The organism is Pseudomonas sp. RW10S2 (genome assembly GCF_014268985.1).
Lineage (GTDB): Bacteria > Pseudomonadota > Gammaproteobacteria > Pseudomonadales > Pseudomonadaceae > Aquipseudomonas > Aquipseudomonas wayambapalatensis.
The window spans coordinates 1-22,453 of record NZ_JABWRO010000046.1 but is presented as its reverse complement, the minus strand read 5'-3'; the positions used below and the strand labels follow the sequence as shown (position 1 = coordinate 22,453).

Sequence of the window (22,453 nt, the reverse complement as noted above, 5' to 3'; positions counted from 1 at the left end):
ACCTAAGCGTGGAACTGCCCTGACCATAACTGTCGAAGCGATACTCAGAAGCGATGGTCACGGCGCTATACTCTGCCGCTTGAATTCACCTATCGGACTACAAGGACTCGCCCATGAAAGCGTTCGGCAAATTCCTGGGGCTGGGACTTCTCGGGTTGTTGCTGATCATCGTGGCGCTGGGCTTCGCCCTGACCCACCTCTTCGATCCCAACGACTACAAAGACGAAATCCGCCAGCTGGCCCGCAACAAGGCCCACGTCGAGCTCACCCTCAACGGTGACATCGGTTGGAGCCTGTTCCCATGGCTGGGCCTGGAACTGCACGAGGCGAGCATCGCCACGCTGAACAACCCCAAGCAGCCGTTCGCCGACCTGCAGATGCTCGGCCTGTCGGTGCGCGTACTGCCGCTGCTGCGCCGCGAGGTGCAGATGAGCGATGTGCGCATCGAGGGCTTGAACCTTACGCTTCTGCGCGACGAACACGGTCATGGCAACTGGGAGGATATCGGCAAGCCGCTCCCCGACCCGAACGCCAGCCCTGATGCGCCGCCCCCGGCTGCCGATGGCACCCCGACAGCGACCCAAGCGCAAGCCAGCAACGAACGCACGGTGAAACTGGACATCGACAGCCTGACCGTCAACAACGCTCGGGTGCAGTTCACCGACGAGCAGAGCGGCAAAAGCTATGGCGCCGAAAGCATCCAGTTGAGCAGCGGCCCCATCCACGACGGAGTCAACACCCCGATCAAGGCCAGCGCCTTCCTCAGCGCCAGTGAGCCGAACATCAAGGCCCGTACCGAACTGGTCGGCGATCTGCGATTCGACCGCAAGCTCAAGCGCTACAGTCTCGAAGACATGCGCCTGTCCGGCGAAACCTCGGGCGAGCCGACCGCTGGCAAGACCGTGACCTTCGCCGCCCAAGGCCAGGTGCTGGTCGACCTGGGCGCCAACGTCGCGTCCTGGAGCGGCCTGAAGGTCTCGGCCAACCAGCTGCGCGCCCTCGGCGAGCTGAGCCTGCGCGACCTGGACAAGGCACCACAACTCAGCGGCGGGCTGTCAATCGCCCAGTTCGACCTGCGCACCTTCCTCGACGGCATCGGCCATCCACTGCCGGCAACCGCCGACCCGACCGCCTTCGCCAAGCTGGAATTGGTCGGCCGCCTGCAAGGCACCCAGAACTCCATCGCCATGGAAGACCTGGCGGTGAAACTCGACCAGAGCACCTTCACCGGCCGCGTCGCCGTCGAAGACTTCGCCAAGCAAGCCTTGCGCCTCCAGCTCAAGGGCGACACGCTCAACGCCGATCGCTACCTGCCGGCCAAGAGCGAAGAAGCCAAGGGTGCCAAGGCCGCACGCCAGGCCGAGGTCAAGCAGCAGGAGGCCAGTGCGATCGCAGGTGCCGGTACCTCGCCACTGCCCAGCGCCCCCACTCAAGTAGCCTGGAGCACCGACAAGCTGCTGCCGGTCGATCGCCTGCGCGCCCTCGACCTGCAGGCCGACCTGTCGTTCGGCACCCTGACCCTCGACAAGCTGCCGATCACCGATGCACAGCTCAAGGCCAACGGCCAAGGCGGCCTGGTCACCCTGGAGACCCTGCGCGGCGGCCTGTACAACGGCACCTTCGAGGCCAAGGGTACGGTCGATGTGCGCCCTGCCGTGCCGCAACTGGGGGTGAACACCCGCATCAACCGGGTGCCGGTCGAGCACTTCATCAAGCGTGAAAGCCCCGATCAGGCGCCGCCGGTCAAAGGCCTGCTGACCTTGTCGAGCGACCTGACCGCCACCGGCAACAGCCAGAAGGCCCTGATCGACACGCTCAACGGCAACGCCAGCTTCACCATCAACGACGGTGTGCTGGTCAACGCCAACCTCGAACAGCAGTTGTGCCAGGCCATCGCCACCCTCAACCGCAAGCAGCTCAGCGGCGAGCCACGGGCCAAGGACACGCCCTTCCAGGAGCTGCGCGGCACGCTGGTGGTGCGCAATGGCGTGGCCAGCAACCCCGACCTCAAGGTGCGCATCCCGGGCCTGACCGTGAACGGACAGGGCGATCTGGACCTGCGCGTGCTGGGCATGGACTACGGCGTCGGCGTGATGGTCGAAGGCGACCAGCGCGCCATGCCCGACCCGGCCTGCCAGGTCAATGAGCGCTATGTCGGCGTCGAAGTGCCGCTGCGCTGCCGCGGCCCGCTCGAGCTGGGGGCCAAGGCCTGCCGCCTGGACCAGGACGGCCTGGGCAAGGTTGCCGCAAAACTTGCCGGCAACCGCCTCAAAGACAAGATCGACGAAAAGCTCGATGAAAAACTCGGCGACAAGGTGAGCCCAGAATTGAAAGATGCGCTCAAGGGGCTGTTCAAACGATGAGCCCCCAGCAGTTCTCCAGCGCCGTGCTGACGTGGTTCGATCAGCACGGCCGCCACGACCTGCCCTGGCAACAGGGCATCACTCCCTACCGGGTGTGGGTGTCGGAAATCATGTTGCAGCAGACCCAGGTCAGTACCGTGCTCAACTACTTCGACCGCTTCATGCAGGCCCTGCCCACCGTGCAGGCTCTGGCCGAAGCGCCGGAGGACGAAGTACTGCACCTGTGGACGGGCCTGGGCTACTACACTCGCGCGCGCAACCTGCAGAAGGCGGCGAAGATCGTCGTCGCCCAGCATGACGGCGAGTTCCCACGCAGCGTCGAGGCCCTGACCGAGCTGCCCGGTATCGGCCGCTCCACCGCAGGCGCCATCGCCAGCATCAGCATGGGCATCCGAGCGCCGATCCTCGACGGCAACGTCAAGCGCGTCCTGGCGCGCTTCACCGCCCAGGCCGGTTACCCCGGCGAGCCCAAGGTGGCCAATGCGCTGTGGGCCGCAGCCGAGCGCTTCACCCCCATGACCCGGGTCAACCACTACACCCAGGCGATGATGGACCTGGGCGCCACGCTGTGCACCCGCAGCAAGCCCAGTTGTCTGATCTGCCCGCTGCAACAGGGCTGCGAGGCGCACCTGCTCGGCGACGAGAAACGCTACCCAGAACCCAAGCCGCGCAAGGCCCTGCCCCAGCGCAAGACGCTGATGCCGCTGCTGACCAACAATGAAGGCGCCATCCTGCTCTACCGCCGCCCCTCCAGCGGTCTGTGGGGTGGCCTGTGGAGCCTGCCGGAGCTCGACAGCCTGGCGCAGCTCGACGACCTCGCCTACCAGCACGGCCTGCGCATGACCCAAAGCCAGGCGCTGCAAGGCCTGACTCACACCTTCAGCCACTTTCAGCTGGCGATCGAGCCATGGCTGGTGCGTGTCGACCCGCTCGGCTCGCACGTGGCCGAGCCCGACTGGCTCTGGTATAACCTCGCCACCCCGCCGCGCCTGGGCCTCGCAGCCCCGGTCAAGAAGCTGCTCGCACGCGTGGCCGACGAATTGACTGCAGGAGACCCCCGATGACCCGCACCGTGAAGTGCCGCAAGTACAACGAAGAACTGCCAGGCCTGCCACGCCCGCCCTACCCCGGTGCCAAGGGCCAGGACATCTACGAGCACATCTCGCAGAAGGCCTGGGATGAGTGGCAGAAGCACCAGACCATGCTGATCAACGAGAAGCGCCTGAACATGATGAATGGCGAAGACCGCAAATTCCTCCAGGCGGAAATGGACAAGTTCTTCGCCGGCGAGGACTACGCCCAGGCCGAAGGCTACGTTCCACCCAGCGAGTGAACCCGATCAGGACGGTTGGCTGTACAAAAAACAGCCAACATGCGTAAGCGACGGAATTAATTTAAAAAATTTTCAAAAAGTCGTTGACGCAAGGTCTGAAAACCTTTTTAATTCGCCCCGTCGCCCAGATAGCTCAGTCGGTAGAGCAGAGGATTGAAAATCCTCGTGTCGGCGGTTCGACTCCGTCTCTGGGCACCACCATTAAGCATCGGGTGGTTGCAAAGTTACCCGAAGCGACACAAGAAACCCGCCTAGTGCGGGTTTTTTGTTGCCTGCGATTTCTCCCTCCTCCGTTGATCAAGAGTGGTCTTGCCTAACCGGCCACCATTGACCAGCATCAAAAAGCCACCAACCGCACCGCCCTAAACTGCGCCATGGACACCCGATCCCCGAAAGGACCTCCATGAGCGACGATTCTCCCCTCCCCCTTGCCAACCCCGTCGAAGCTGCCCCGGCTACGCCACTGCGCACACCGCGCCCTCGCAAGCGCAAACCGCAAGCATCCATCACCCGGATCAGCCAGCAGCCTGCCGCACTGGAAGTCGCCAGCGCCCGTAAAGGCAGCAACGAAGACAGCACCAGCGCGCGCCTGCCGGCCAGCTACCCCTATCGCACACGCATGCGCCGCCAGGAGTACGAAAAGGCCAAGCACGCGCTGCAGATCGAGCTGCTGAAGGTGCAGAGCTGGGCGAAAGATACCGGCCAGCGCATCGTGGTGCTGTTCGAGGGGCGCGATGCGGCGGGCAAGGGCGGCACCATCAAGCGCTTCATGGAACACCTGAACCCGCGGGGAGCCCGGATCGTCGCGCTGGAGAAGCCGTCCGAGCAGGAAAAGGGCCAGTGGTACTTCCAGCGCTACATCCAGCACCTGCCTACGGCGGGCGAAATGGTGTTCTTCGACCGCTCCTGGTACAACCGCGCCGGGGTCGAGCGGGTCATGGATTTCTGCTCACCGTTGCAGTACCTGGAGTTCATGCGCCAGGCACCTGATCTTGAGCGGATGCTGTGCAACAGCGGCATCCTGCTGTTCAAGTACTGGTTCTCGGTGAATCGCGAAGAACAGCTGCGCCGCTTCATCTCCCGGCGGGACGACCCACTCAAGCACTGGAAGCTGTCGCCAATCGACATCAAGTCACTGGACAAGTGGGACGACTACACCGCCGCCAAGGAGGCGATGTTCTTCCACACCGACACCGCCGATGCACCCTGGACAGTGATCAAGTCCGACGACAAGAAGCGCGCCCGGCTCAACTGCATCCGGCACTTCCTGCACTCGCTGGATTACCCAGGCAAGGATCACAGCGTCGCCCACGCGCCAGACCCGCTGCTGGTGGGTCGTGCCGCTCGCGGGTTCGAGGAAGAGGAGGCCACGGAGCTGGCCAGCTGAAACAAAAACGCCACCGTCGATACGGTGGCGTTTTCGTTGTGCGATGCCTTGCCTTCAGCGCCAGACAGCAACCAGAGCCTCGAGCTCCGCTTCGCTAAGCAGGCCTTGAGGGTAGCGACCATCCAGAAGGCGGCGCGTATCGGTCTTCCTGACCCGGATGTTTCCATGGTGCTTCAACCATTGCGCCAGCACCTTGAGCGATTCGTGATTGATCGCCATTGGAGACAAAGCCGACTCACTTGCTGCATTCATTTCGACACGTACTCCCCGGGGCCGTGAGCGGCTAAATTACTGTGGGATTGTTACAGAACAGCGTGGACCGCCGGCCCGAAACACCCCAGGGAAATGCAATACAAGAGCTGTGCCAGCGCGTGGAAAAATCGTTCGCGCAAACAAAAAGGGCCTGTCGTTCGACAGGCCCTTCCAGTGTTCGGCGATCAGCGCTTGACCGGTGCCGGTTGCTGCTGGGTGAGGCAGTGGATGTTGCCACCGCCCAGCAGCAGCTCGCGACCTGGGATCATCACCACTTCATGGTCCGGGAAGACCTTGGCCAGAATCGCTCTAGCCTGGGCATCTGCCGGGTCGTCGAAGCTCGGCGCGATGATGCCGCCGTTGACGATCAGGAAGTTCACGTAAGAGCCGGCCAGGCGCACCGACGGGTCACGCTCCTGGCTGCCGGCGACCTGGTCGACCCCGGCGCATTCTTCCTCGGTGGCGAACAGCGGCCCGGGAATGGGCATCTTGTGCACCACGAACTCGCGTCCCTTGGCATCACGGGTGTTTTTCAGCACCTCGTAGGCGGCGTGGCAGCGTGCATAGTTGGGGTCGTTGGAATCATCGGTCCAGGCCAGTAACACTTCGCCCGGGCTGACGTAACAGCAGAAATTGTCGACGTGGCCGTCGGTTTCGTCGTTGTACAGGCCGTCGGGCAGCCAGACGATGGTCTCCACTGCCAGATGCTCGCGCAGCACGTCCTCGATCTGCTCACGCGTGAGGTGCGGGTTGCGGTTGCGATTGAGCAGGCACTCTTCGGTGGTGATCAGGGTGCCTTCGCCGTCCACGTGGATCGAACCGCCTTCGAGCACGAAGCCTTCGGTGTGGTAGCGCTGGCAGCGTTCCATTTCCATGACCTTGGCGGCCAGTTCTTCGTCACGGTTCCAGGGCGCGTACAGGCCGCCGTCGAAACCGCCCCAGGCATTGAAGCCCCAATCCACGCCGCGCACTTCGCCGTGATCGTTGATCACGAAGGTCGGGCCGGTGTCGCGGACCCAGGCGTCGTCGTTGCTGATCTCAACCACGCGGATATTGGGCAGGTCGAGCTGGCGGCGGGCGTTTTCGTACTGGCCCGCAGATACCGCCACGGTGACCGGCTCGAAGCGGGCGATGGCCTTGGCCAAGGTGACGTGTGCCGCCTGCGCGGGCTTGCCGCCCAGGCGCCAGTTGTCAGGGCGCTCCGGCCAGACCATCCATACCTGGGTTTGCGGAGCCCACTCCGCAGGCATGTGGAAACCGTCGGCGCGGGGAGTCGAGTTCAGGGTCTTCATGAGTAGCCTCTGGATGGCCCGGCAGGCTGGTGCCAGGGTTGGTTGTTCAGGTGTCTGCAGGGCCCCTTCGCGGGCAAGCCCGCTCCCACAGGGGCAGCGAATACGACCAATCTAACCGATAGATATCGACTTTTAAAGCCTGAAATAAAATCGAAATAGATATTTCAGGAAATTTAATCGATATAAATCGATTTAAATCAACTCAGCTCCGTCAGGACACGATCCACGCAATCGACGAAGTAGTCCACGCTCTGGCGCGTGGTGCACATCGGCGGCTTGATCTTGAGGATGTTCAGGTAGTCTCCCGTGGGCTGCATGAAGATCCCCAGGTCGCGCAGGCGATCGCACAGGACCATGGTCTCCTCGGTCGCCGGTTCCAGTGTCTGGCGGTCACGCACCAGTTCCAGCCCCAGGTAGAAGCCCGAGCCGTGGGCGGCACCGGCAAGCGGATGTTTATCGACCAGCGCTTGCAAGCGCGCCTTGAAGTGGCGGCCAACATCGCGGGCGTTGTCCCACAGCCCTTCGTCGCGCATCACATCCAGCACCGCCATGCCGATCCGGCAGCTCACCGGGCTGCCGCCGGCCGAGGAGAAGAAATAGCCCTCGGCCTCGAGCGCCTCGGCGATGTCGCGGCGGGTGATCACCGCACCCAGCGGCTGGCCATTGCCCATGCCCTTGGCCATGGTGATGATGTCCGGCACCACGCCCTGCTCCTCGAAGCCCCAGAAGTACTCGCCCAGGCGACCATAGCCCACCTGCACTTCATCGGCGATGCACACGCCGCCGCGCGCCCGCACCTTGGCATAGGCCTCGCGCAGGTAGCCCTTGGGTAGCGAGATCCCGCCGGCATTACCGTACACCGGTTCGCAGATCATCCCTGCCAACTGGCGGCCACGGGCATCCAGGTCGGCGAGCTTGGCGTCGACATCGCGCAGGTAATCGCTGGCGCTGTCGGCGCCGCGGTAACGGCCGCGGAACGTATTAGGCGCCTCCACCGGATGGACCCAGTCCGGCCGGGTTTCCAACGCCTGCGGATTGTCGGCGATCGAGGTGGAGATGGCATCGGTGGCCACCGACCAGCCGTGATAAGCCTCCAGCACGCTGAGCAGGTCACGCCCGCCGCTGTAGGCCCAGGCCAGACGAATCGCCAGGTCGTTGGCCTCGGTGCCGCTGTTGACCAGGAACACCCGGTCGAAGCCTTCCGGCGCCAGCTCGAGCAGGCGCTCGGAAAACTCGGCGATGGCCGCGTAGTGGAAGCGCGAGTTGGTATTGACCAGCGACCACTGCCGCGCCGATTCGGCGACCATGCGCGGATGCCCATGCCCGAGCACCGCCACGTTGTTGAGCATGTCCAGGTAGGAACGCCCCTGCATGTCGATCAGGTAGTTGCGCCAGCCGCGCTCGATATGCGGCGGCTGGGCGTAGTAGTGCTTCTGCGAGCGGGCGAAGCTGGCATCGCGCCGCGCCAGCAGGGCCTGGGCATCGACCAGCGGCTCGGCATCGCAATCGAAGCCCAGCAGTGCCGTCGGCGACGGGCAAAGCGCCAGCCAGGCTTGTGCCTGGGACGGTTTGGCGAAGAACGGCGGCGCAATGTTCGGATCCAGGCACAGCTGTACGCTCAGGAAGCCACAGGTCGAACCGAGCAGCTGCCCCTTGCGCACCGATTCGCCATCCTCTGGCGCCTGCTCCAGGCCGCTCAGCCACAGCCCCCAACCGGCGATGCTCAGACACCCGCGGCCATCCCCGGTGCTCAGCCAGATACCGGTTTGCGGCGCGTGCAACACCGTACCGCTCGGCAGGTTCAGTTCCACGCCCAAGGCACAGGTGGCAGGCTCGTCCGGGCGGTCAAAATGGGTTTGCGACAGACGGTACTGCCCATGCAGCGTGGTGGCGGGAGCCGGCTGGGCAAGCAACAGGCGCTGGTCGAATCCGGCCTGCTGCCAGTTTCCAGCCTCGCAGTGCGGGCTCAGCACACCGAGATCGAGCCGACCCACGGTCTGGCCGGCCAGGCTCGGCAGCAGTGCTGCGCAGTCGCCGAGGTCCAGGGTGTCGGGGGCAAAACCTGCTGTCTGCAGGATCGCCGCTTCCATCAATGCGGCAGGCACCGCAGTGGCGGTATCGAAGATTTCCCACTCATGGGCGATGTTGTCGCGGGTGTACTGGTTGTCCGGATCGACGGTGAGTTGCTGCTCGCTGCTCAGCACCAGCACTGCGGAACGGTTGAGCACCAGCGGCCACAGGGCGCGCAATTCGGCTTCGCTCAGCGGATTGACCGCCTGGTAGGCCGCAATCACCGGCAGGATGCGCAGCGGATCGCCTTCGGCATGGTGCAGCAAGGCTGCGCAGGTGACCGAGAGGTCGGCGATACGCCAGGTGTGTGACAGATCGCCGAAGTCGATCACACCTTGCGCCTGCCACTGACGGTGCTCGTCAAGCGACCAGACCACGTTGTCATCGGTGATGTCCAGATGCACCGCCTGCGTCGGAAGCTGTCCGACCAGCGGCTGCAGACGCGCCCGCGCCTGACTGGCCACACCCTCGACGCGCTCGCGCCGGGCCTCGTCCTTGATGACCGGCAGCAGGTGCTCGATCAACGCCTCGGCATGCCGCGGATCCCACTGCAGCGTGCGCTCCAGCCCCGGGTGCTCGAAGCCGACCAGGGCCTTGTCGAGTTGCGCGCACAGCGCCCCCAGCTCGGCCATCAGCCGATCCGGCATGTGCTTCAGGCGGGTCAGTGGCTGGCCGTCGATGTATTCGAGCACACGGCAACGCAGGGCCTGGCCGCCGATCTCCAGCGCCAGCAAGCCCTCGCCACCCAGCGCTGCACGCACCGCAGGCACCGGCAGGCCCTGGGTGCGAAGGTAGGCCAGCGCGGCATGCTGTGCCTCGAGCTCGACCTGGGCATAACTGCCGTGGCAGAGCTTGAAGACGAAGCGCCCCTGCTCGCTGTCCAGCCGGTAGTTCACGTCCTGCTGGCTGCCAAGGGGCACCAGCGCGCCGTGCAGGCCGTAATACGCCTGCAGGGCATGGCTGGCCTGCGCCTCGGAAACCTCGGGACGTGGAAGGCTGGAGCGGTGGATCAGGGTGTGCAACGGCATGGTGCGAACCTCGGCCTCTTTTTTGCTTATATCGCCATTACCACTGCCCGGAAGCAAGGGGGTGAGACGCAGACAGTCGTTGCCAACCTGCAACGATCATTGCCAAAGCCGCGCCCCAGAAGGCCTGGTATCGCCCGCTGTCCATCAGGAGCTCGATGTCGATGTCCGCTGCACCACTGTTGTTGTCGCCCCTCCCGCACCGGCTCCTTGACGCCGTGGCATCGTCGCGCAGGCTGCATGCGTCAGAAGTTCGTCACAAACGCGCGGGGGCATACGCATGAAGAAGGTCGCCATCCTGCAGTCGAACTACATCCCCTGGAAAGGTTATTTCGACCTGATCGCCGCCGTGGACGAGTTCATCCTTTACGACGACATGCAATTCACCCGACGTGACTGGCGCAATCGCAACCAACTCAAGACTCCCCAAGGCGTGCAATGGCTGACCGTGCCGGTTCAGGTCAGAGGGCGCTACCACCAGGCGATCCGCGAAACACGGATCGACGGGCACGACTGGGCCGCCAGTCACTGGCGGTCCCTGGAAGCGAACTACAAGCGTGCGCCGTATTTCGACGAAATCAAACAGTGGCTGCGACCGATCTATCTCGAAGAGCAGTTCGACCATCTCAGCCCGCTGAATCGTAGGCTACTCCAGGCCGTCTGCCACTACCTGGGCATCGGCACACGCATCAGCCACTCCTGGGACTATCGCCTGGGTGAAGGCAAGAGCGAACGCCTGGTCGACTTGTGCCTGCAAGCCGGTGCCAGCGAATACCTTTCCGGCCCGGCCGCACGCGACTATCTGGACGAAAGTCTGTTCGCCGCACAGGGCATCGCCGTCAGTTGGTTCGACTACAGCGGCTACCCCCAATACCCGCAGCAGTGGGGTGATTTCACCCATGGCGTGAGCATCCTCGACCTGCTGTTCAACTGTGGCCCGGACGCACCGCGCTTCATGAAGCACATACGGTCATCGGCTCCTGAAACCACCGCGCCGACGGGCGCAGCACCCGACATGCGAGTCTCCCCATGAGCAATGCACTAGACAGCTACATCGGCGCCTACAGTGATCGTTTCGGCTTCGCTTTCGACAACGACATCATGCTCAACTGGTATCCCCAGCGGATCATGAAGCTGTGTCAGGAGCACCACTCGATTCTGGAACTGGGCGTCGGCCACGGTTTCTCGACCAACCGCTTCTCGCGCTTCTTCGCCTCGCATACGGTGATCGACGGATCGCCCTCGGTCATCGCCCAGTTCCGCGAAAACTACCCCGACAGCCCGGTCGAGATCGTCGAAAGCTATTTCGAGCATTTCGACACCGAGCGGACCTTCGACCTGATCGTGATGGGCTTCATCCTCGAACACGTCGACAACCCGCAGCAGGTCCTGGAACACTTCCGCCGCTTCCTCGCGCCTGGCGGCCGGCTGTTCGCCCTGGTGCCCAATGGCGAGTCGCTGCACCGGCGTATCGGCCACGCGGCAGGCAAGCTCGACGACATGATGAAGCTGGGCCAGGGCGATCTGGAACTCGGTCACCAGCGCACCTACTCGGTCAGCCGCCTGACCGATGAGCTGGAGCAGGCCGGCTATCGCATCGTGCGCAAGGAAGGGGTGTTCCTCAAGCCGCTGATGACCTCGCAACTGCAGCCACTGGGGCTGTCCAACGAGATCATCGAAGGGATGTGCACGGTCGGCATCGACTACCCCGAGCTCTGCTGTGCACTGATGTTCGAGGCCCAGGTCGAGCCGACATGAGAAGCCTGTTGATCGGCAGCACCTCGGTCATCGGCCAGGCCATCGCCGCCCGGCTTGCCACGCTGGGCGAAGTCAGGACTGCGGGGCGTCGCGAAGCGGACTTCCCGTTCGATCTGGAGCAGGCAGACAACCCGCCCTTCGCTGGCGGGCACTTCGATACCGCGGTGCTGGTGGCCGCCGCCTTCGGCGGGACCTCCAGCCAAGCGCTGATCCAGGCCGAGCAGGTCAACGCGGTCGGTACCCTGCGCGCTTGCGAGCTTGCTGCGCAGAGCGGCGCCCGGCACTTGATCCTGGTGTCTTCGGTGTTCGCAGGCTTTAGCGCCGACGACCCTCACTACAACATCTATTCGCTGTCGAAGCGCCATTCCGAGGAGCTTGCACAGCTGTTCTGCAAGCAACGCGAAATCGCCCTGACCATCCTGCGCCCCAGCCAGGTCTACGATGCAGCCGGTGCCTGCCGCAAACACCAGGGGCTGCTGTACGTCATCGCCGAAACGGCGCGTGCAGGCAGGACAGTGCAGCTGTATGGCAACAACGATGCGCAGCGCAACTACCTGTTTCTGGACGACCTGGCCGAGATCGTGAAACGCGTGGCGCAGCGCACGGTGGTCGGTCGCTTCGACTGCGTGCACCCGCACAGCCCCAGGCTGTCCGAGATCGCCGAAGCGGCCTTTGCTGCCTGCGCCCGCCCTGCCGAAGTCCACTTCCTACGGGACAAGCCGGACATCGCCGATATGCCGGCCATGCAGGCCGATGCGCAACTGCACCAGGCCATCGACTATTGGCCAGCCACTGACATCCGTACCGGCCTGCAACTGATGCAGGCTCATCAGGAGGCCCAGCAATGACCACGGCAATGGTCACCGGCGTCGGCGCGATCATGGGCTATGGCCTGCTGAAATCGCTGCGCGCCGCCGACCCGACACTCACGTTGCTGGGCACCGACATCTACGACGATGCGGTCGGCCAGGCTTGGTGCGACCACTTCGAACAGGCACCGCTGACCGCCGACCCCAGATATCAGGACTGGCTGCTGCGGATGATCGAGCAGTATCGGGTCGAGCTGCTGATTCCCGGCATCGAGCAGGATGTGCACTGGCTCGACGAACACCGTGACGTGCTGGCTGCCAGCGGCTGCCGGATTGTGCTCAACGACGCCCGACTGATCAGCCTGTCGCGCGACAAGTACGCCATGGACCAGGCCCTGCTGGCACATGAAGACGACGCCCGCATCCCCAGCCACCTGACCGGCGACTTTGCCTCGCTTTCGCAGCAACTCGGCCTTCCGTTCCTGCTCAAGCCGCGACGCAGCTATGCCTCCAAGGGCCTGGTGTGGGTCCGCGAAGAGCGCGATTTCATACCCTGGGCACCCCTTCTCGGGGAGGTGCTGATGGCCCAGCCGATCATCGGCAGCGCCAGCCAGGAGTACACCGTGGCGGTGTTCGGTGACGGCCAGGGCGGCATCTGCGCCGCGATCACCTTCCAGCGCAGCCTGGCCTCTGACGGCTCCACAGCCAAGGCCAAAGTGCGCCACGACGCCAGCCTGGATGCCGTGGTGCTGCGCCTGTGCCAGCACTTCAAACCGGTCGGGCCCACCAACCTGCAGTTCCGCCGGGCAGACGACGGCACCTGGAAGCTGCTGGAGATCAATCCACGGATCTCTTCCACCAGTTCCATCCGCACCGCTTTCGGCTACAACGAGGCCGCCATGTGCCTGGCCTGGTATCTCCAGGGCGAGAAGCCCCGGCAACCAGAGGTCCGCGCAGGTTTTGCGGTGCGCTACATCGAGGACTACGTGGTTCATGATCGGGATCATTTCTGACATCCACGGCAATTTCGCCGCGCTGTCCACTGTGCTCGCCGAGCTCGACCGGATGGGTGTGGACGAGATCATCTGCCTGGGCGACACCGCCGGTTACTACAGCCAGATCAACGAGTGCTGCGATACCTTACGCGCTCGCGGGATCTTCTCGCTGATGGGCAACCACGATGCCTACATCGCACTCAACCAGCCCTGCCCACGCTCCAACAGCGCCAATGCCTGTCTGGACTACCAGCGTGAGGTGCTCAGCGCCGACAACCGCCGCTGGCTCGAAAGCCTGCCGGAGCGCGCCAGCCTGCACGGCCTTGAGCTGATCCACGGCGGCTGGAACGACCCACTGGACGAATATCTCGAGCCCAGCGAGGCCTACTTCGCCGAACGCCCGGGGCGCTTCTTTGCCTCCGGCCACAGCCATGTGCAGTACCTCTGGCAAGGTCGCGAAAAGGCCTGGTGCAACCCTGGCTCGGTCGGCCAACCCCGCGACGGCGACCCTCGGGCCGCCTTCGCCACCTGGGATGGCCAACGCTTCACGCTCTGTCGCATCGCCTACGACATCGAGGCCGCGCAACGCGCCATGGCACATGCTGGCTTCACCGAGTACTTCTACGAAAACCTTGCCAAGGGCACGCAGATCGGCGGGCGCATCAGCGCGATCCGCAGCGACCTTCCGCCCGCGAACGCTGCAGGAAACCGCCCATGAGCCTGGAAAAGATCCCCTTCAACCGCCCCTACATGACTGGCAAGGAGTTCCACCATATTGCCGAGGCCAACCTGGGCCAGATGCTTGCCGGCGACGGACCGTTCACCAAGCGCTGCCATGCCTGGCTCGAGGAACGTACCGGCAGCGGCAAGGCGCTGCTGACTCACTCCTGCACCGCGGCACTGGAAATGTGCGCGTTGCTGCTCGACATCCAGCCCGGCGATGAAGTGATCATGCCGTCCTACACCTTCGTCTCCACCGCCAATGCTTTCGTCCTGCGCGGCGCGGTGCCGGTGTTCGTCGACATCCGTGAAGACACGCTCAACCTCGACGAACGCCTGATCGAGGCCGCCATCACTCCCCGCACCAAGGCCATCGCCGTGGTCCACTACGCCGGCGTCGCCTGCGAGATGGACAGCATCCTGGCCATCGCCCGCAGGCACGGCCTGAAGGTGGTGGAGGATGCCGCGCAGGGCGTCATGTCCAGCTACAAGGGGCGCGCGCTGGGCAGCATCGGGGATCTGGGCGCGTTCAGCTTCCATGAAACCAAGAACGTCATCAGCGGCGAGGGTGGTGCCCTGCTGGCCAACGATCCAGAGCTGGTGATGCGCGCGGAAATCATCCGCGAGAAGGGTACCGACCGCAGCCGCTTCTTCCGCGGTCAGGTCGACAAGTACACCTGGCAGGAGGTCGGATCGTCGTTCCTGCCCGGCGAGCTGACCGCTGCCTTCCTCTGGGCACAGTTGCAGGAAGCCGAAGCGATCACCAACAGCCGCCTGGCCACCTGGGAACGCTACTACCACAGCCTCGCCGGCCTCGAGGCGGATGGCCTGCTGCGTCGTCCGATCATCCCGCAGGACTGCCAGCACAACGCTCATATGTACTATGTGCTGCTCGCCCCGGGCATTGACCGTCAGGCTGTGTTGCAGAGGATGCGAGACGAAGAGGTGTATGCCGTGTTCCACTATGTGCCACTGCATTCCTCGCCCGCCGGCGAGCGCTATGGGCGTGCACATGGCTCGATGCAGATCACCGACGAACTGTCAGACCGCCTGGTACGCCTGCCGCTGTGGTGCGGCCTGGGCGATGAGCGCCAGGATCGGGTGATTTCAGCCCTGAGTACCGCGCTTGCGCGCCGTTGAACCTATTATCGACCCAAAACACTCATGAACATTATTCACACCGACATTCCCGATGTACTGATCATCGAACCGAAAGTATTCGGCGACAGCCGCGGCTTCTTTTTCGAGAGCTTCAATGCCCGCGACTTCGCGGCAGAGGCAGGCTTCGATGCCCATTTCGTCCAGGACAACCACTCGCGTTCCCAGCACGGTGTACTGCGTGGCCTGCATTACCAGATCGACAATCCCCAGGGCAAACTGGTGCGGGTGGTCCAGGGTGAAGTACTGGACGTCGCGGTGGATATTCGCCGCAGCTCGCCGACCTTCGGCAAATGGGTCGCGACACGCCTGAGCGCTGAAGACCATCGACAGTTCTGGATTCCACCAGGCTTCGCCCACGGTTTCGTGGTGCTCAGCGAGTCGGCCGACTTCCTGTACAAGACCACCGACTATTACAACCCCGCAGCCGAGCGCTGCATTCGCTGGGACGATCCGCAGTTGGCCATCGACTGGCAACTTGAGTCGGAACCGCTGCTGTCAGCCAAGGACCAGGCTGGGGTGCTGCTGCGGAACGCGGAGCTGTTCCCATGAAGATCCTCGTCTGCGGCCGCAACGGCCAGGTCGCCCAGGCCCTTCAGCAGGCGCTGGCCGGGCTTGGCGAACTGCACCTGCTCGGCCGCGACCAGCTCGACCTGGCTCAACCCGAGGCCATGCGTGAGCCTCTGCGCCAGCTCGCCCCCGACCTGATCATCAACGCCGCGGCCCACACCGCGGTGGACCAGGCCGAGAGCGAAGCGCCGCTGGCCTACGCGATCAACGCCGAAGGTCCGCGCGTGCTGGCCGAGGAAGCCGCACGCCTGGGTACGCCGCTGATCCACTACTCCACCGACTACGTGTTCGACGGCAACAAGACAACGCCCTATGTCGAGGACGACCCGGTGCATCCGCTGGGTGTCTACGGCCAGAGCAAGCTCGCAGGCGAGCAGGCGATTGCCGCAGTGGGCGCCCAGCACCTGATCCTGCGCACCAGCTGGGTGTACTCGCTGCATGGACGCAACTTCCTGCTGACCATGCAACGCCTGCTGCAGGAGCGCCCGCAGTTGAAAGTGGTCGACGACCAGATCGGCGCACCGACCTGGGCCGGGACGATCGCCGCCAGCACCCGCGCCTTGATCGAGCGCTGGCAGGCCGGCCAGGCGGGTGCGTGGGGGACCTATCATCTGACAGCCCAGGGCGAAACCTCCTGGTTCGGCTTCGCCCAGGCCATCGCCGAGCAGTTGAAGGCCCGCGGCCTGCCCTGTGCCGAACTGCTGCCGATCCCCAGCAGCGAATACCCGACCCCGGCCCGCCGCCCGCTCAACTCACGCCTGGACTGCTCACGCCTGGCACGTGAATGGCAGGTCAGCCAGCCGCATTGGCAGCAAGCGCTGATCGACTGCCTGAAGTAGCGCATAATTGCGCCAGTTCATTCTGGCGCACTTGGCGATGACCTCGACTTCAATCACTTCGCAACGACCCCGCTGGCGCAGCCTGGCCCTGCTGGCCCTGTGCCTGGCCCCGCTGCTGTGGCCGCTGCATCATCTGGCCGAACGCTATTATCAGGACCAACTGGCCTCGCAGAACCGCCAGACCCTCGACCTCTACGTCGCCAACCTGCTCGGCACCCTGCACCGCTACGAGACCCTGCCGCAGATCCTCGGCGACCTCCCGGCCCTGCGTGGCGTGCTGGCCGACCCGTTCAGGCTGGAGGCGGTGACCAACGCCAATCGCCTGCTGCGCGAGATCACCCAGCAGACCGGCGCCGAAGTGATGTACCTGATGGACGTCAGCGGCAATACCCTGGCCGCCTCCAACTGGGACAAGCGCGACAGCTTCGTCGGCCGCAACTTCGCCTTCCGCCCCTACTTCATCGAGGCGATGGAAGGGCGCCTGGGCCGCTTCTTCGGCCAGGGCACCACCTCGGCCAAGCGCGGCTACTTCTTCGCGGCAGCGGTGCGTGACGGCGAACGTGTAGTCGGCGTGCTGGTGGTCAAGGTCGACCTCGACCACACCGAAACCCTCTGGGGCCGCACCCCGGAACAATTGCTGCTGACCGACCAGTACGGCGTGGTGGTGCTCACTTCGCGCCCGGAATGGCGTTTCCGCGCTACCCGTGTACTGAGCGAAGCCGAGCGCAAGGCGATGATCGCCATCCAGCCCTACCCGACCCAGGCACCGCAGCCGCTGCGCCTGGAACCCGACGCCTGGCTGACCCAGACCCGCGATATCAAGGAGACCGGCTGGCAGGTGAGCATCCTTGCGCCGCGCATCCTGGTCGATCGCTCGGTGCAGACCGTCATGGCCATCGGCGCCGGTGCGCTGCTGGTGACCATGCTCCTGGCCGGGCTGGTGATGCAGCGCCGCCGCCACTACATGGATCGCATCGAACTGGAGGCTCGTGGCCGCCAGGAGCTGGAAAACCGCGTGGTGGCGCGCACCGCCGACCTCGAATGGCTGAACAATCGCCTGAAGAACGAAGTGCTGGAGCGCGAGCAGGCGCAGCAGGAACTGGTACGCGCCCAGGACGAGCTGGTCCAGGCCGGGAAACTGTCGGTGCTGGGCACCATGTCGGCGAGCATCAGCCACGAGCTCAACCAACCGCTGGCGGCGATCCGCAGCTACGCCGAGAACGCCGAGATCCTGCTCGACCACCAGCGCACCGAGGATGCCCGCGGCAACCTCAAGCTGATCGGCGAGCTGACCGGGCGCATGGCCTCGATCATCGCCCACCTGCGCGCCTTTGCCCGCCGCGACCGCCATGCCCCGGAAAGCGTGGCCCTGCAACCGGCGCTGGACGATGCCCTGGCCTTGCTGGCCAAGCGTCGTCGGGCCATGGCGGTGGAACTGATCCGCGATCTGCCGGATGCCACCTTATGGGTCCAGGCCGGTGAAACCCGCCTGCGCCAGGTGCTCGGCAACCTGCTGGCCAATGCCCTCGACGCACTCACGGAAAAAGCCAACCCTCGCCGCCTCTGGCTGAGTGCCGAGACGCGCGACGACTGCGTCTACCTGTACATTCGCGACAACGGCCCGGGCTTTACCCGGCAAGCGCTGGAGCACGCCAAGGAGCCCTTCTTCACCACCAAGACCCGTACCCAGGGCCTTGGCCTGGGCCTGGCGATCTGCGAAAGCCTGATGCGCGCGCTCGGTGGCGAGTTGCTGATGGGCAACCACCCGGAAGGGGGCGCCCTGCTCACCCTGCAACTGCGCATGGCAGCACCCGGTGCCAACCTGAAACCTTCGGAGGATTCCTCGGCATGACCGAGACACTGATCGACAGTCAAACCCAGGTCATCCTGGTCGATGACGATCCGCACCTGCGCCAGGCCCTGAGCCAGACCCTGGACCTGGCAGGCCTCAAGGTTGCTACCCTGGCCGACGCCCAGGGCCTGGCCGAGCGCATCGAGCCCGACTGGCCCGGCGTGGTGGTCAGCGATATCCGCATGCCGGGTATCGACGGCCTGCAACTGCTGGAGCAACTGCACACACGGGACAGCGAACTGCCTGTGCTGCTGATCACCGGCCACGGCGACGTGCCCCTGGCAGTCCAGGCGATGCGTGCCGGGGCCTATGACTTCCTGGAAAAGCCCTTCGCCAGCGACGCCCTGCTCGACAGCGTGCGCCGGGCCCTGGCGCTGCGCCGCCTGGTGCTGGACAACCGCAGCCTGCGTCTGGCCCTGAGCGATCGCCAGCAGTTGTCGACACGGCTGGTCGGCCATTCACCGTCGATGCAGCGCCTGCGCGAACAGATCGGCGCCCTGGCCGGCACCCGCGCCGACGTGCTGATCCTCGGCGAGACCGGCGCCGGTAAAGAGGTGGTCGCGCGTGCCCTGCACGACCTGTCGAGCCGTCGCGACGGCCCGTTCGTGGCCATCAATGCCGGCGCCCTGGCCGAGTCGGTGGTCGAGAGCGAGCTGTTCGGCCATGAACCCGGCGCCTTCACCGGTGCGCAGAAGCGCCGTATCGGCAAGTTCGAGTTCGCCAACGGCGGCACGCTGTTCCTCGACGAAATCGAGAGCATGAGCCTGGACGTGCAGGTCAAGCTGCTGCGCCTGCTGCAGGAGCGGGTGGTCGAGCGCCTGGGTGGCAACCAACTGATTCCGCTGGATATCCGCGTGATCGCCGCGACCAAGGAAGACCTGCGCCAGTCGGCCGACCAAGGGCGTTTCCGCGCCGACCTCTACTACCGCCTGAACGTCGCACCGCTGCGCATCCCGGCCCTGCGCGAACGCGGCGACGACATCCTGGTGCTGTTCCAGCACTTCGCCGATGCCGCCAGCCAACGCCACGGCCTGGCACCGCACACCTTGCAACCGGCGCAGCGGGCCATGCTGTTGCGTCACGAATGGCCAGGCAACGTACGCGAGCTGCAGAACGCGGCAGAGCGCTTCGCCCTGGGCCTGGAGCTGGCCCTGGACGGCCAGGTGCCCCCTGCCACCGACAGCGCCGAACCGGCACGTGTCGGCAACCTCAGCGAGCAGGTAGAGCAGTTCGAACGCTCGCTGATCGCCGCCGAACTGAACCAGCCGCACAGCTCCATGCGCAGCCTCGCCGAAGCCCTCGGCATCCCGCGCAAAACGTTGCACGACAAGCTGCGCAAGCACGGCCTGAGCTTCGCCGACGGCAGCAGCCATGACGATCACGAGGAGCCGCGGCCATGACCACCGACAGCCAGTACCTGCAGGCAGTCCTGCACAGCGATATACCGCTGACACGAGAAATGGGCATGCAAGTCATCGACTGGCGCGAGCAGTGCCTGCGTCTGCAATTGCCGCTGGCGCCCAACGTCAACCACAAGAGCACCATGTTCGGCGGCAGCCTCTACTGCGCCGCCGTGCTGGTCGGCTGGGGCTGGCTGCACCTGCGCTTGCGTGAGTTGGGGATCGATGACGGGCACATCGTCATCCATGAAGGGCAGATCAGTTATCCATTGCCGGTGACAGGCACGGCGGTAGCACGCTGCCCGGCGCCGGACGAAAAGGTCTGGGAGCGCTTCCTGACGATGTACCAGCGCCGCGGCCGGGCGCGCCTGACCCTGGAGACGATGGTGAGCAATGCGGGGAGTGAAGAGGCGGCAGTGAGATTCAGCGGGCAGTATGTGCTGCACCGCTGATCAGGCGAGGAGCGAGGCGGCTTCGGTAATTACTGCCCGATAGCCGCTGCAATGACTTTTTGCCGCCATGGCGCCTTGGCCGGCAGCGCCAGGAAGAACGGATTGAGCAGCGACTCCCGCGCCGGGTAGCGGAACGCCTGGCCATCCAGCCCGATCACCTCGCCCCCTGCCCCTTCGACCACCCCCTGCGCCGCCGCGGTATCCCACTGCGAGGTTGGCGCCAGGCGCGGGTAGAAATCGGCAGCGCCCTCGGCCAGCAGGCAGAACTTCAGCGAGCTGCCGATATTGGCCAGTTCCAGTTCGCCGACCTCGGCACCGAGCCCAGCCAGCAGGGCTTCCTGCTCGGGGCTGGTATGGCGACGGCTGGCAACCACGGTGAAACGCCCATCGGCAGGTGGCGCGTTGCGCACGTGAATCGGCTGGGCGTCACCCTGGGGCTCGACGCGCCATGCACCCAACGCCCGGCCACCGAAGTAGCAGCGGCCATTGGTCGGCATCGACACCACACCGAACACCACCTCACCGTTCTCGATCAGGGCGATGTTGACGGTGAATTCCTCGCTGCCGGCGATGAACTCCTTGGTGCCGTCCAATGGATCGACCAGCCACCAGCGCGTCCAGGCTTGGCGTGTCGCCAGCGGGATGTTGCAATCTTCCTCCGACAGCACCGGAATCTGCGGCGCCAGCGCTTGCAGGCCGTCGGCGATGACTCGGTGAGCAGCCAGGTCGGCGGCGGTCACCGGCGAGTCGTCGGCCTTGTTGGTGACTGCGACGCCAGAGCGCCAGAATGGCAGGATCGCCTCGCCCGCCAGTTGAGCGAGCTTGACCACTTCATGCATCAGTTGCAGGTCGTTCATGCGCTCAGCAGCCCCCGCTGGATCAGCAGGTCACGCGCCAGGTACAACGCCGCCAGCGCCCGGCCTTCACTGAACTGCGGGTGCATGGCCAGGGCCGAGAGCTCGCGCAGGTTGACCTTGTCGACGCGCATCGGCTCAGGCTCGTCGCCCTCCAGGCGCTCTTCGTACAGGTCGCTGGCCAGCACCACCTGGATCTTCTGGCTCATGTAGCCGGGCGACAGCGACAGCTCGGTGAGGTGCTCCAGTTGTCGTGCCCCGAAACCGGCTTCTTCCTTGAGCTCACGATCAGCGGCGGCCAGCACGTCCTCGCCCGGCTCGATCAGGCCCTTGGGCAGCGACAGTTCGTATTCATCGGTGCCGCCGCAGTATTCCTCGACCAGCACCGCATGCTCGGCGTCGAGCATCGCCACGATCATCACCGCACCATAACCGTTGCCCCGACCGACCAGGCGCTCGTAGGTGCGCTCGTTGCCATTGGAGAAGCGCAACTGCACCGCCTCGACCCGGAACAGGCGGCTGCTGGCGACGATCTCGCGACTGAGGACGGTGGGTTTCTGGCGCATGGGTGCGGCTCCTTGGCGTGAACGGGTTACTATACCGTGGCTTGCCGACCGATCGAGAAATTCCAATGCCTGTTCTGCCCTGGTCCACCATCGATACCGTCCTGCTGGACATGGACGGCACCCTGCTCGACCTGCACTACGACAATCGCTTCTGGCTCGAACACCTGCCCCAGCGCTACGCCGAGCTGCATGGCGTGAGCCGCGCGATGGCCGAGCTGGAACTGCGGCCGCTGTTCGAGCTTCATGCCGGCACCCTGAACTGGTATTGCCTGGACTTCTGGAGCCGCGAACTGCGCCTGCCGATCCGCGAACTCAAGCGCGAGATCGCCGACCTGATCGCCCTGCGCCCGGACGCCGACACCTTCCTTGCCGCCATCGGCAAGGCCGGCAAGCGCGTGGTGATGATCACCAACGCCCACCGCGACTCACTGTCGCTGAAACTCGAAAAAGTGCAGCTTGCGCCGTATTTCGAACGGCTGATCAGCTCGCACGACTATGGCTACCCGAAAGAGAGCCCGCAGTTCTGGGATGCCCTGCGCGCCGATATCGGCTTCGAGCCCGCGCGCAGCCTGTTCATCGACGACACCCTTGCGATCCTGCGCAGTGCCCAGCGGTTCGGGGTGGGGCATCTGCTGGCAGTGCGGCAGCCCGATAGCCGGGCGGATGTGCGCGATACGCAGGAGTTCGCGGCGGTCGAGGATTACCGGGAATTGTTGCTGGGACTTTGAGGGCCTCATCGCGGGACAAGTCGGAGCGCC

General features: G+C 64.7%; 21 protein-coding genes and 1 tRNA gene. 17 read left to right on the top strand and 5 right to left on the bottom strand.

The annotated features are described in order from the left end of the window. Window positions 1–113 precede the first annotated feature (113 nt). From HU729_RS12305 to ppk2, 5 genes are all read left to right on the top strand, one after another. Window positions 114–2,363 carry an AsmA family protein gene (locus HU729_RS12305; RefSeq protein WP_186710234.1) on the top strand — a complete coding sequence of 750 codons (2,250 nt, stop codon included), beginning with the start codon at window positions 114–116 and terminating at the stop codon, window positions 2,361–2,363. Beyond that, entirely contained in the window at window positions 2,360–3,427 is a 1,068-nt protein-coding gene (gene mutY / locus HU729_RS12300; protein ID WP_186710232.1) for an A/G-specific adenine glycosylase, read from the top strand. The genes HU729_RS12305 and mutY overlap by 4 nt, the downstream gene beginning before the upstream one ends. Further along, window positions 3,424–3,696 carry an oxidative damage protection protein gene (locus HU729_RS12295; RefSeq protein WP_054891704.1) on the top strand — a complete coding sequence of 91 codons (273 nt, stop codon included), beginning with the start codon at window positions 3,424–3,426 and terminating at the stop codon, window positions 3,694–3,696. Before mutY ends, HU729_RS12295 begins: the two co-directional genes overlap by 4 nt. A 122-nt stretch (window positions 3,697–3,818) precedes the next feature. Next, window positions 3,819–3,894 (top strand) — tRNA-Phe (locus HU729_RS12290). A gap of 205 nt (window positions 3,895–4,099) precedes the next feature. After that, complete coding sequence (gene ppk2 / locus HU729_RS12285) at window positions 4,100–5,083, top strand: polyphosphate kinase 2 (protein WP_238348364.1); 984 nt, start codon at window positions 4,100–4,102, stop codon at window positions 5,081–5,083. Between the two features lie 54 nt (window positions 5,084–5,137). Here the strand turns inward: ppk2 and HU729_RS12280 are convergent, their stop codons facing one another. The 3 genes from HU729_RS12280 to HU729_RS12270 all read right to left on the bottom strand — a co-directional run bounded on the left by HU729_RS12280 (window position 5,138) and on the right by HU729_RS12270 (window position 9,725). Further along, on the bottom strand, window positions 5,138–5,335 hold the full coding sequence (locus HU729_RS12280) for a hypothetical protein (protein WP_186667450.1): 198 nt from the start codon (window positions 5,333–5,335) through the stop codon (window positions 5,138–5,140). A 185-nt stretch (window positions 5,336–5,520) separates the two neighbouring features. Continuing rightward, entirely contained in the window at window positions 5,521–6,627 is a 1,107-nt protein-coding gene (gene aguA, locus HU729_RS12275) for an agmatine deiminase (RefSeq protein WP_186710231.1), read from the bottom strand. 197 nt (window positions 6,628–6,824) lie between these two features. Continuing rightward, on the bottom strand, window positions 6,825–9,725 hold the full coding sequence (locus HU729_RS12270) for an aminotransferase (protein ID WP_186710226.1): 2,901 nt from the start codon (window positions 9,723–9,725) through the stop codon (window positions 6,825–6,827). Window positions 9,726–10,002: 277 nt separating this feature from the next. Between HU729_RS12270 and HU729_RS12265 the strand changes: the two genes are divergently transcribed. The 11 genes from HU729_RS12265 to HU729_RS12215 are packed head-to-tail and all read left to right on the top strand — an operon-like array spanning window position 10,003 to window position 20,275. Continuing rightward, window positions 10,003–10,755: a WbqC family protein gene (locus HU729_RS12265; RefSeq protein ID WP_186710225.1), complete on the top strand. Its 753-nt coding sequence runs from the start codon at window positions 10,003–10,005 to the stop codon at window positions 10,753–10,755. Continuing rightward, a complete protein-coding gene (locus HU729_RS12260) occupies window positions 10,752–11,480 on the top strand; it encodes a class I SAM-dependent methyltransferase (RefSeq protein WP_054891698.1) in 729 nt (242 codons plus the stop codon). Before HU729_RS12265 ends, HU729_RS12260 begins: the two co-directional genes overlap by 4 nt. After that, complete coding sequence (locus HU729_RS12255; RefSeq protein ID WP_186710224.1) at window positions 11,477–12,328, top strand: NAD(P)-dependent oxidoreductase; 852 nt, start codon at window positions 11,477–11,479, stop codon at window positions 12,326–12,328. The genes HU729_RS12260 and HU729_RS12255 overlap by 4 nt, the downstream gene beginning before the upstream one ends. Further along, window positions 12,325–13,302: an ATP-grasp domain-containing protein gene (locus HU729_RS12250; RefSeq protein WP_186710222.1), complete on the top strand. Its 978-nt coding sequence runs from the start codon at window positions 12,325–12,327 to the stop codon at window positions 13,300–13,302. Before HU729_RS12255 ends, HU729_RS12250 begins: the two co-directional genes overlap by 4 nt. Continuing rightward, on the top strand, window positions 13,283–14,002 hold the full coding sequence (locus tag HU729_RS12245) for a metallophosphoesterase family protein (RefSeq protein ID WP_186667444.1): 720 nt from the start codon (window positions 13,283–13,285) through the stop codon (window positions 14,000–14,002). The genes HU729_RS12250 and HU729_RS12245 overlap by 20 nt, the downstream gene beginning before the upstream one ends. Beyond that, window positions 13,999–15,144, top strand: a complete 1,146-nt coding sequence (gene rffA, locus HU729_RS12240) for a dTDP-4-amino-4,6-dideoxygalactose transaminase (protein WP_186710220.1) — start codon at window positions 13,999–14,001, stop codon at window positions 15,142–15,144. Before HU729_RS12245 ends, rffA begins: the two co-directional genes overlap by 4 nt. Before the next feature lie 24 nt (window positions 15,145–15,168). Then, window positions 15,169–15,714 (top strand): dTDP-4-dehydrorhamnose 3,5-epimerase, encoded by a 546-nt coding sequence (gene rfbC / locus HU729_RS12235; RefSeq protein ID WP_186667442.1) that lies wholly within the window; start codon window positions 15,169–15,171, stop codon window positions 15,712–15,714. Continuing rightward, window positions 15,711–16,571: a dTDP-4-dehydrorhamnose reductase gene (gene rfbD, locus HU729_RS12230; RefSeq protein WP_186710218.1), complete on the top strand. Its 861-nt coding sequence runs from the start codon at window positions 15,711–15,713 to the stop codon at window positions 16,569–16,571. The genes rfbC and rfbD overlap by 4 nt, the downstream gene beginning before the upstream one ends. 37 nt (window positions 16,572–16,608) lie before the next feature. Then, window positions 16,609–18,423: an ATP-binding protein gene (locus tag HU729_RS12225; RefSeq protein WP_186710216.1), complete on the top strand. Its 1,815-nt coding sequence runs from the start codon at window positions 16,609–16,611 to the stop codon at window positions 18,421–18,423. Next, window positions 18,420–19,823, top strand: coding sequence for a sigma-54 dependent transcriptional regulator (locus HU729_RS12220; protein WP_186710214.1), 1,404 nt, complete (start codon window positions 18,420–18,422; stop codon window positions 19,821–19,823). Before HU729_RS12225 ends, HU729_RS12220 begins: the two co-directional genes overlap by 4 nt. Then, a complete protein-coding gene (locus HU729_RS12215) occupies window positions 19,820–20,275 on the top strand; it encodes a YiiD C-terminal domain-containing protein (protein ID WP_186667438.1) in 456 nt (151 codons plus the stop codon). Before HU729_RS12220 ends, HU729_RS12215 begins: the two co-directional genes overlap by 4 nt. Before the next feature lie 29 nt (window positions 20,276–20,304). On the opposite strand, the gene cysQ is transcribed toward HU729_RS12215, so the two are convergent. After that, window positions 20,305–21,132 carry a 3'(2'),5'-bisphosphate nucleotidase CysQ gene (gene cysQ, locus HU729_RS12210; RefSeq protein WP_186710212.1) on the bottom strand — a complete coding sequence of 276 codons (828 nt, stop codon included), beginning with the start codon at window positions 21,130–21,132 and terminating at the stop codon, window positions 20,305–20,307. Further along, window positions 21,129–21,695, bottom strand: a complete 567-nt coding sequence (nudE, locus tag HU729_RS12205; protein ID WP_054891688.1) for an ADP compounds hydrolase NudE — start codon at window positions 21,693–21,695, stop codon at window positions 21,129–21,131. The genes cysQ and nudE overlap by 4 nt, the downstream gene beginning before the upstream one ends. Window positions 21,696–21,760: 65 nt before the next feature. Here nudE and yrfG point away from each other — a divergent pair, with 65 nt between their 5' ends. Continuing rightward, complete coding sequence (gene yrfG / locus HU729_RS12200; RefSeq protein WP_186667436.1) at window positions 21,761–22,423, top strand: GMP/IMP nucleotidase; 663 nt, start codon at window positions 21,761–21,763, stop codon at window positions 22,421–22,423. Window positions 22,424–22,453: the final 30 nt, after the last annotated feature.

Bases quoted from the DNA above. Each gene is read 5' to 3' on its own strand.
- HU729_RS12245 (WP_186667444.1), top strand. From the start codon at position 13,283: ATGATCGGGATCATTTCTGACATCCACGGCAATTTCGCCGCGCTGTCC.
- cysQ (WP_186710212.1), bottom strand. From the start codon at position 21,132: ATGAACGACCTGCAACTGATGCATGAAGTGGTCAAGCTCGCTCAACTG.
- HU729_RS12265 (WP_186710225.1), top strand. From the start codon at position 10,003: ATGAAGAAGGTCGCCATCCTGCAGTCGAACTACATCCCCTGGAAAGGT.
- ppk2 (WP_238348364.1), top strand. From the start codon at position 4,100: ATGAGCGACGATTCTCCCCTCCCCCTTGCCAACCCCGTCGAAGCTGCC.
- rfbD (WP_186710218.1), top strand. From the start codon at position 15,711: ATGAAGATCCTCGTCTGCGGCCGCAACGGCCAGGTCGCCCAGGCCCTT.
- HU729_RS12250 (WP_186710222.1), top strand. From the start codon at position 12,325: ATGACCACGGCAATGGTCACCGGCGTCGGCGCGATCATGGGCTATGGC.
- HU729_RS12305 (WP_186710234.1), top strand. From the start codon at position 114: ATGAAAGCGTTCGGCAAATTCCTGGGGCTGGGACTTCTCGGGTTGTTG.
- nudE (WP_054891688.1), bottom strand. From the start codon at position 21,695: ATGCGCCAGAAACCCACCGTCCTCAGTCGCGAGATCGTCGCCAGCAGC.
- HU729_RS12280 (WP_186667450.1), bottom strand. From the start codon at position 5,335: ATGAATGCAGCAAGTGAGTCGGCTTTGTCTCCAATGGCGATCAATCAC.
- mutY (WP_186710232.1), top strand. From the start codon at position 2,360: ATGAGCCCCCAGCAGTTCTCCAGCGCCGTGCTGACGTGGTTCGATCAG.
- HU729_RS12270 (WP_186710226.1), bottom strand. From the start codon at position 9,725: ATGCCGTTGCACACCCTGATCCACCGCTCCAGCCTTCCACGTCCCGAG.
- HU729_RS12295 (WP_054891704.1), top strand. From the start codon at position 3,424: ATGACCCGCACCGTGAAGTGCCGCAAGTACAACGAAGAACTGCCAGGC.
- aguA (WP_186710231.1), bottom strand. From the start codon at position 6,627: ATGAAGACCCTGAACTCGACTCCCCGCGCCGACGGTTTCCACATGCCT.
- HU729_RS12225 (WP_186710216.1), top strand. From the start codon at position 16,609: ATGACCTCGACTTCAATCACTTCGCAACGACCCCGCTGGCGCAGCCTG.
- rfbC (WP_186667442.1), top strand. From the start codon at position 15,169: ATGAACATTATTCACACCGACATTCCCGATGTACTGATCATCGAACCG.
- HU729_RS12220 (WP_186710214.1), top strand. From the start codon at position 18,420: ATGACCGAGACACTGATCGACAGTCAAACCCAGGTCATCCTGGTCGAT.
- HU729_RS12255 (WP_186710224.1), top strand. From the start codon at position 11,477: ATGAGAAGCCTGTTGATCGGCAGCACCTCGGTCATCGGCCAGGCCATC.
- HU729_RS12215 (WP_186667438.1), top strand. From the start codon at position 19,820: ATGACCACCGACAGCCAGTACCTGCAGGCAGTCCTGCACAGCGATATA.
- yrfG (WP_186667436.1), top strand. From the start codon at position 21,761: ATGCCTGTTCTGCCCTGGTCCACCATCGATACCGTCCTGCTGGACATG.
- rffA (WP_186710220.1), top strand. From the start codon at position 13,999: ATGAGCCTGGAAAAGATCCCCTTCAACCGCCCCTACATGACTGGCAAG.
- HU729_RS12260 (WP_054891698.1), top strand. From the start codon at position 10,752: ATGAGCAATGCACTAGACAGCTACATCGGCGCCTACAGTGATCGTTTC.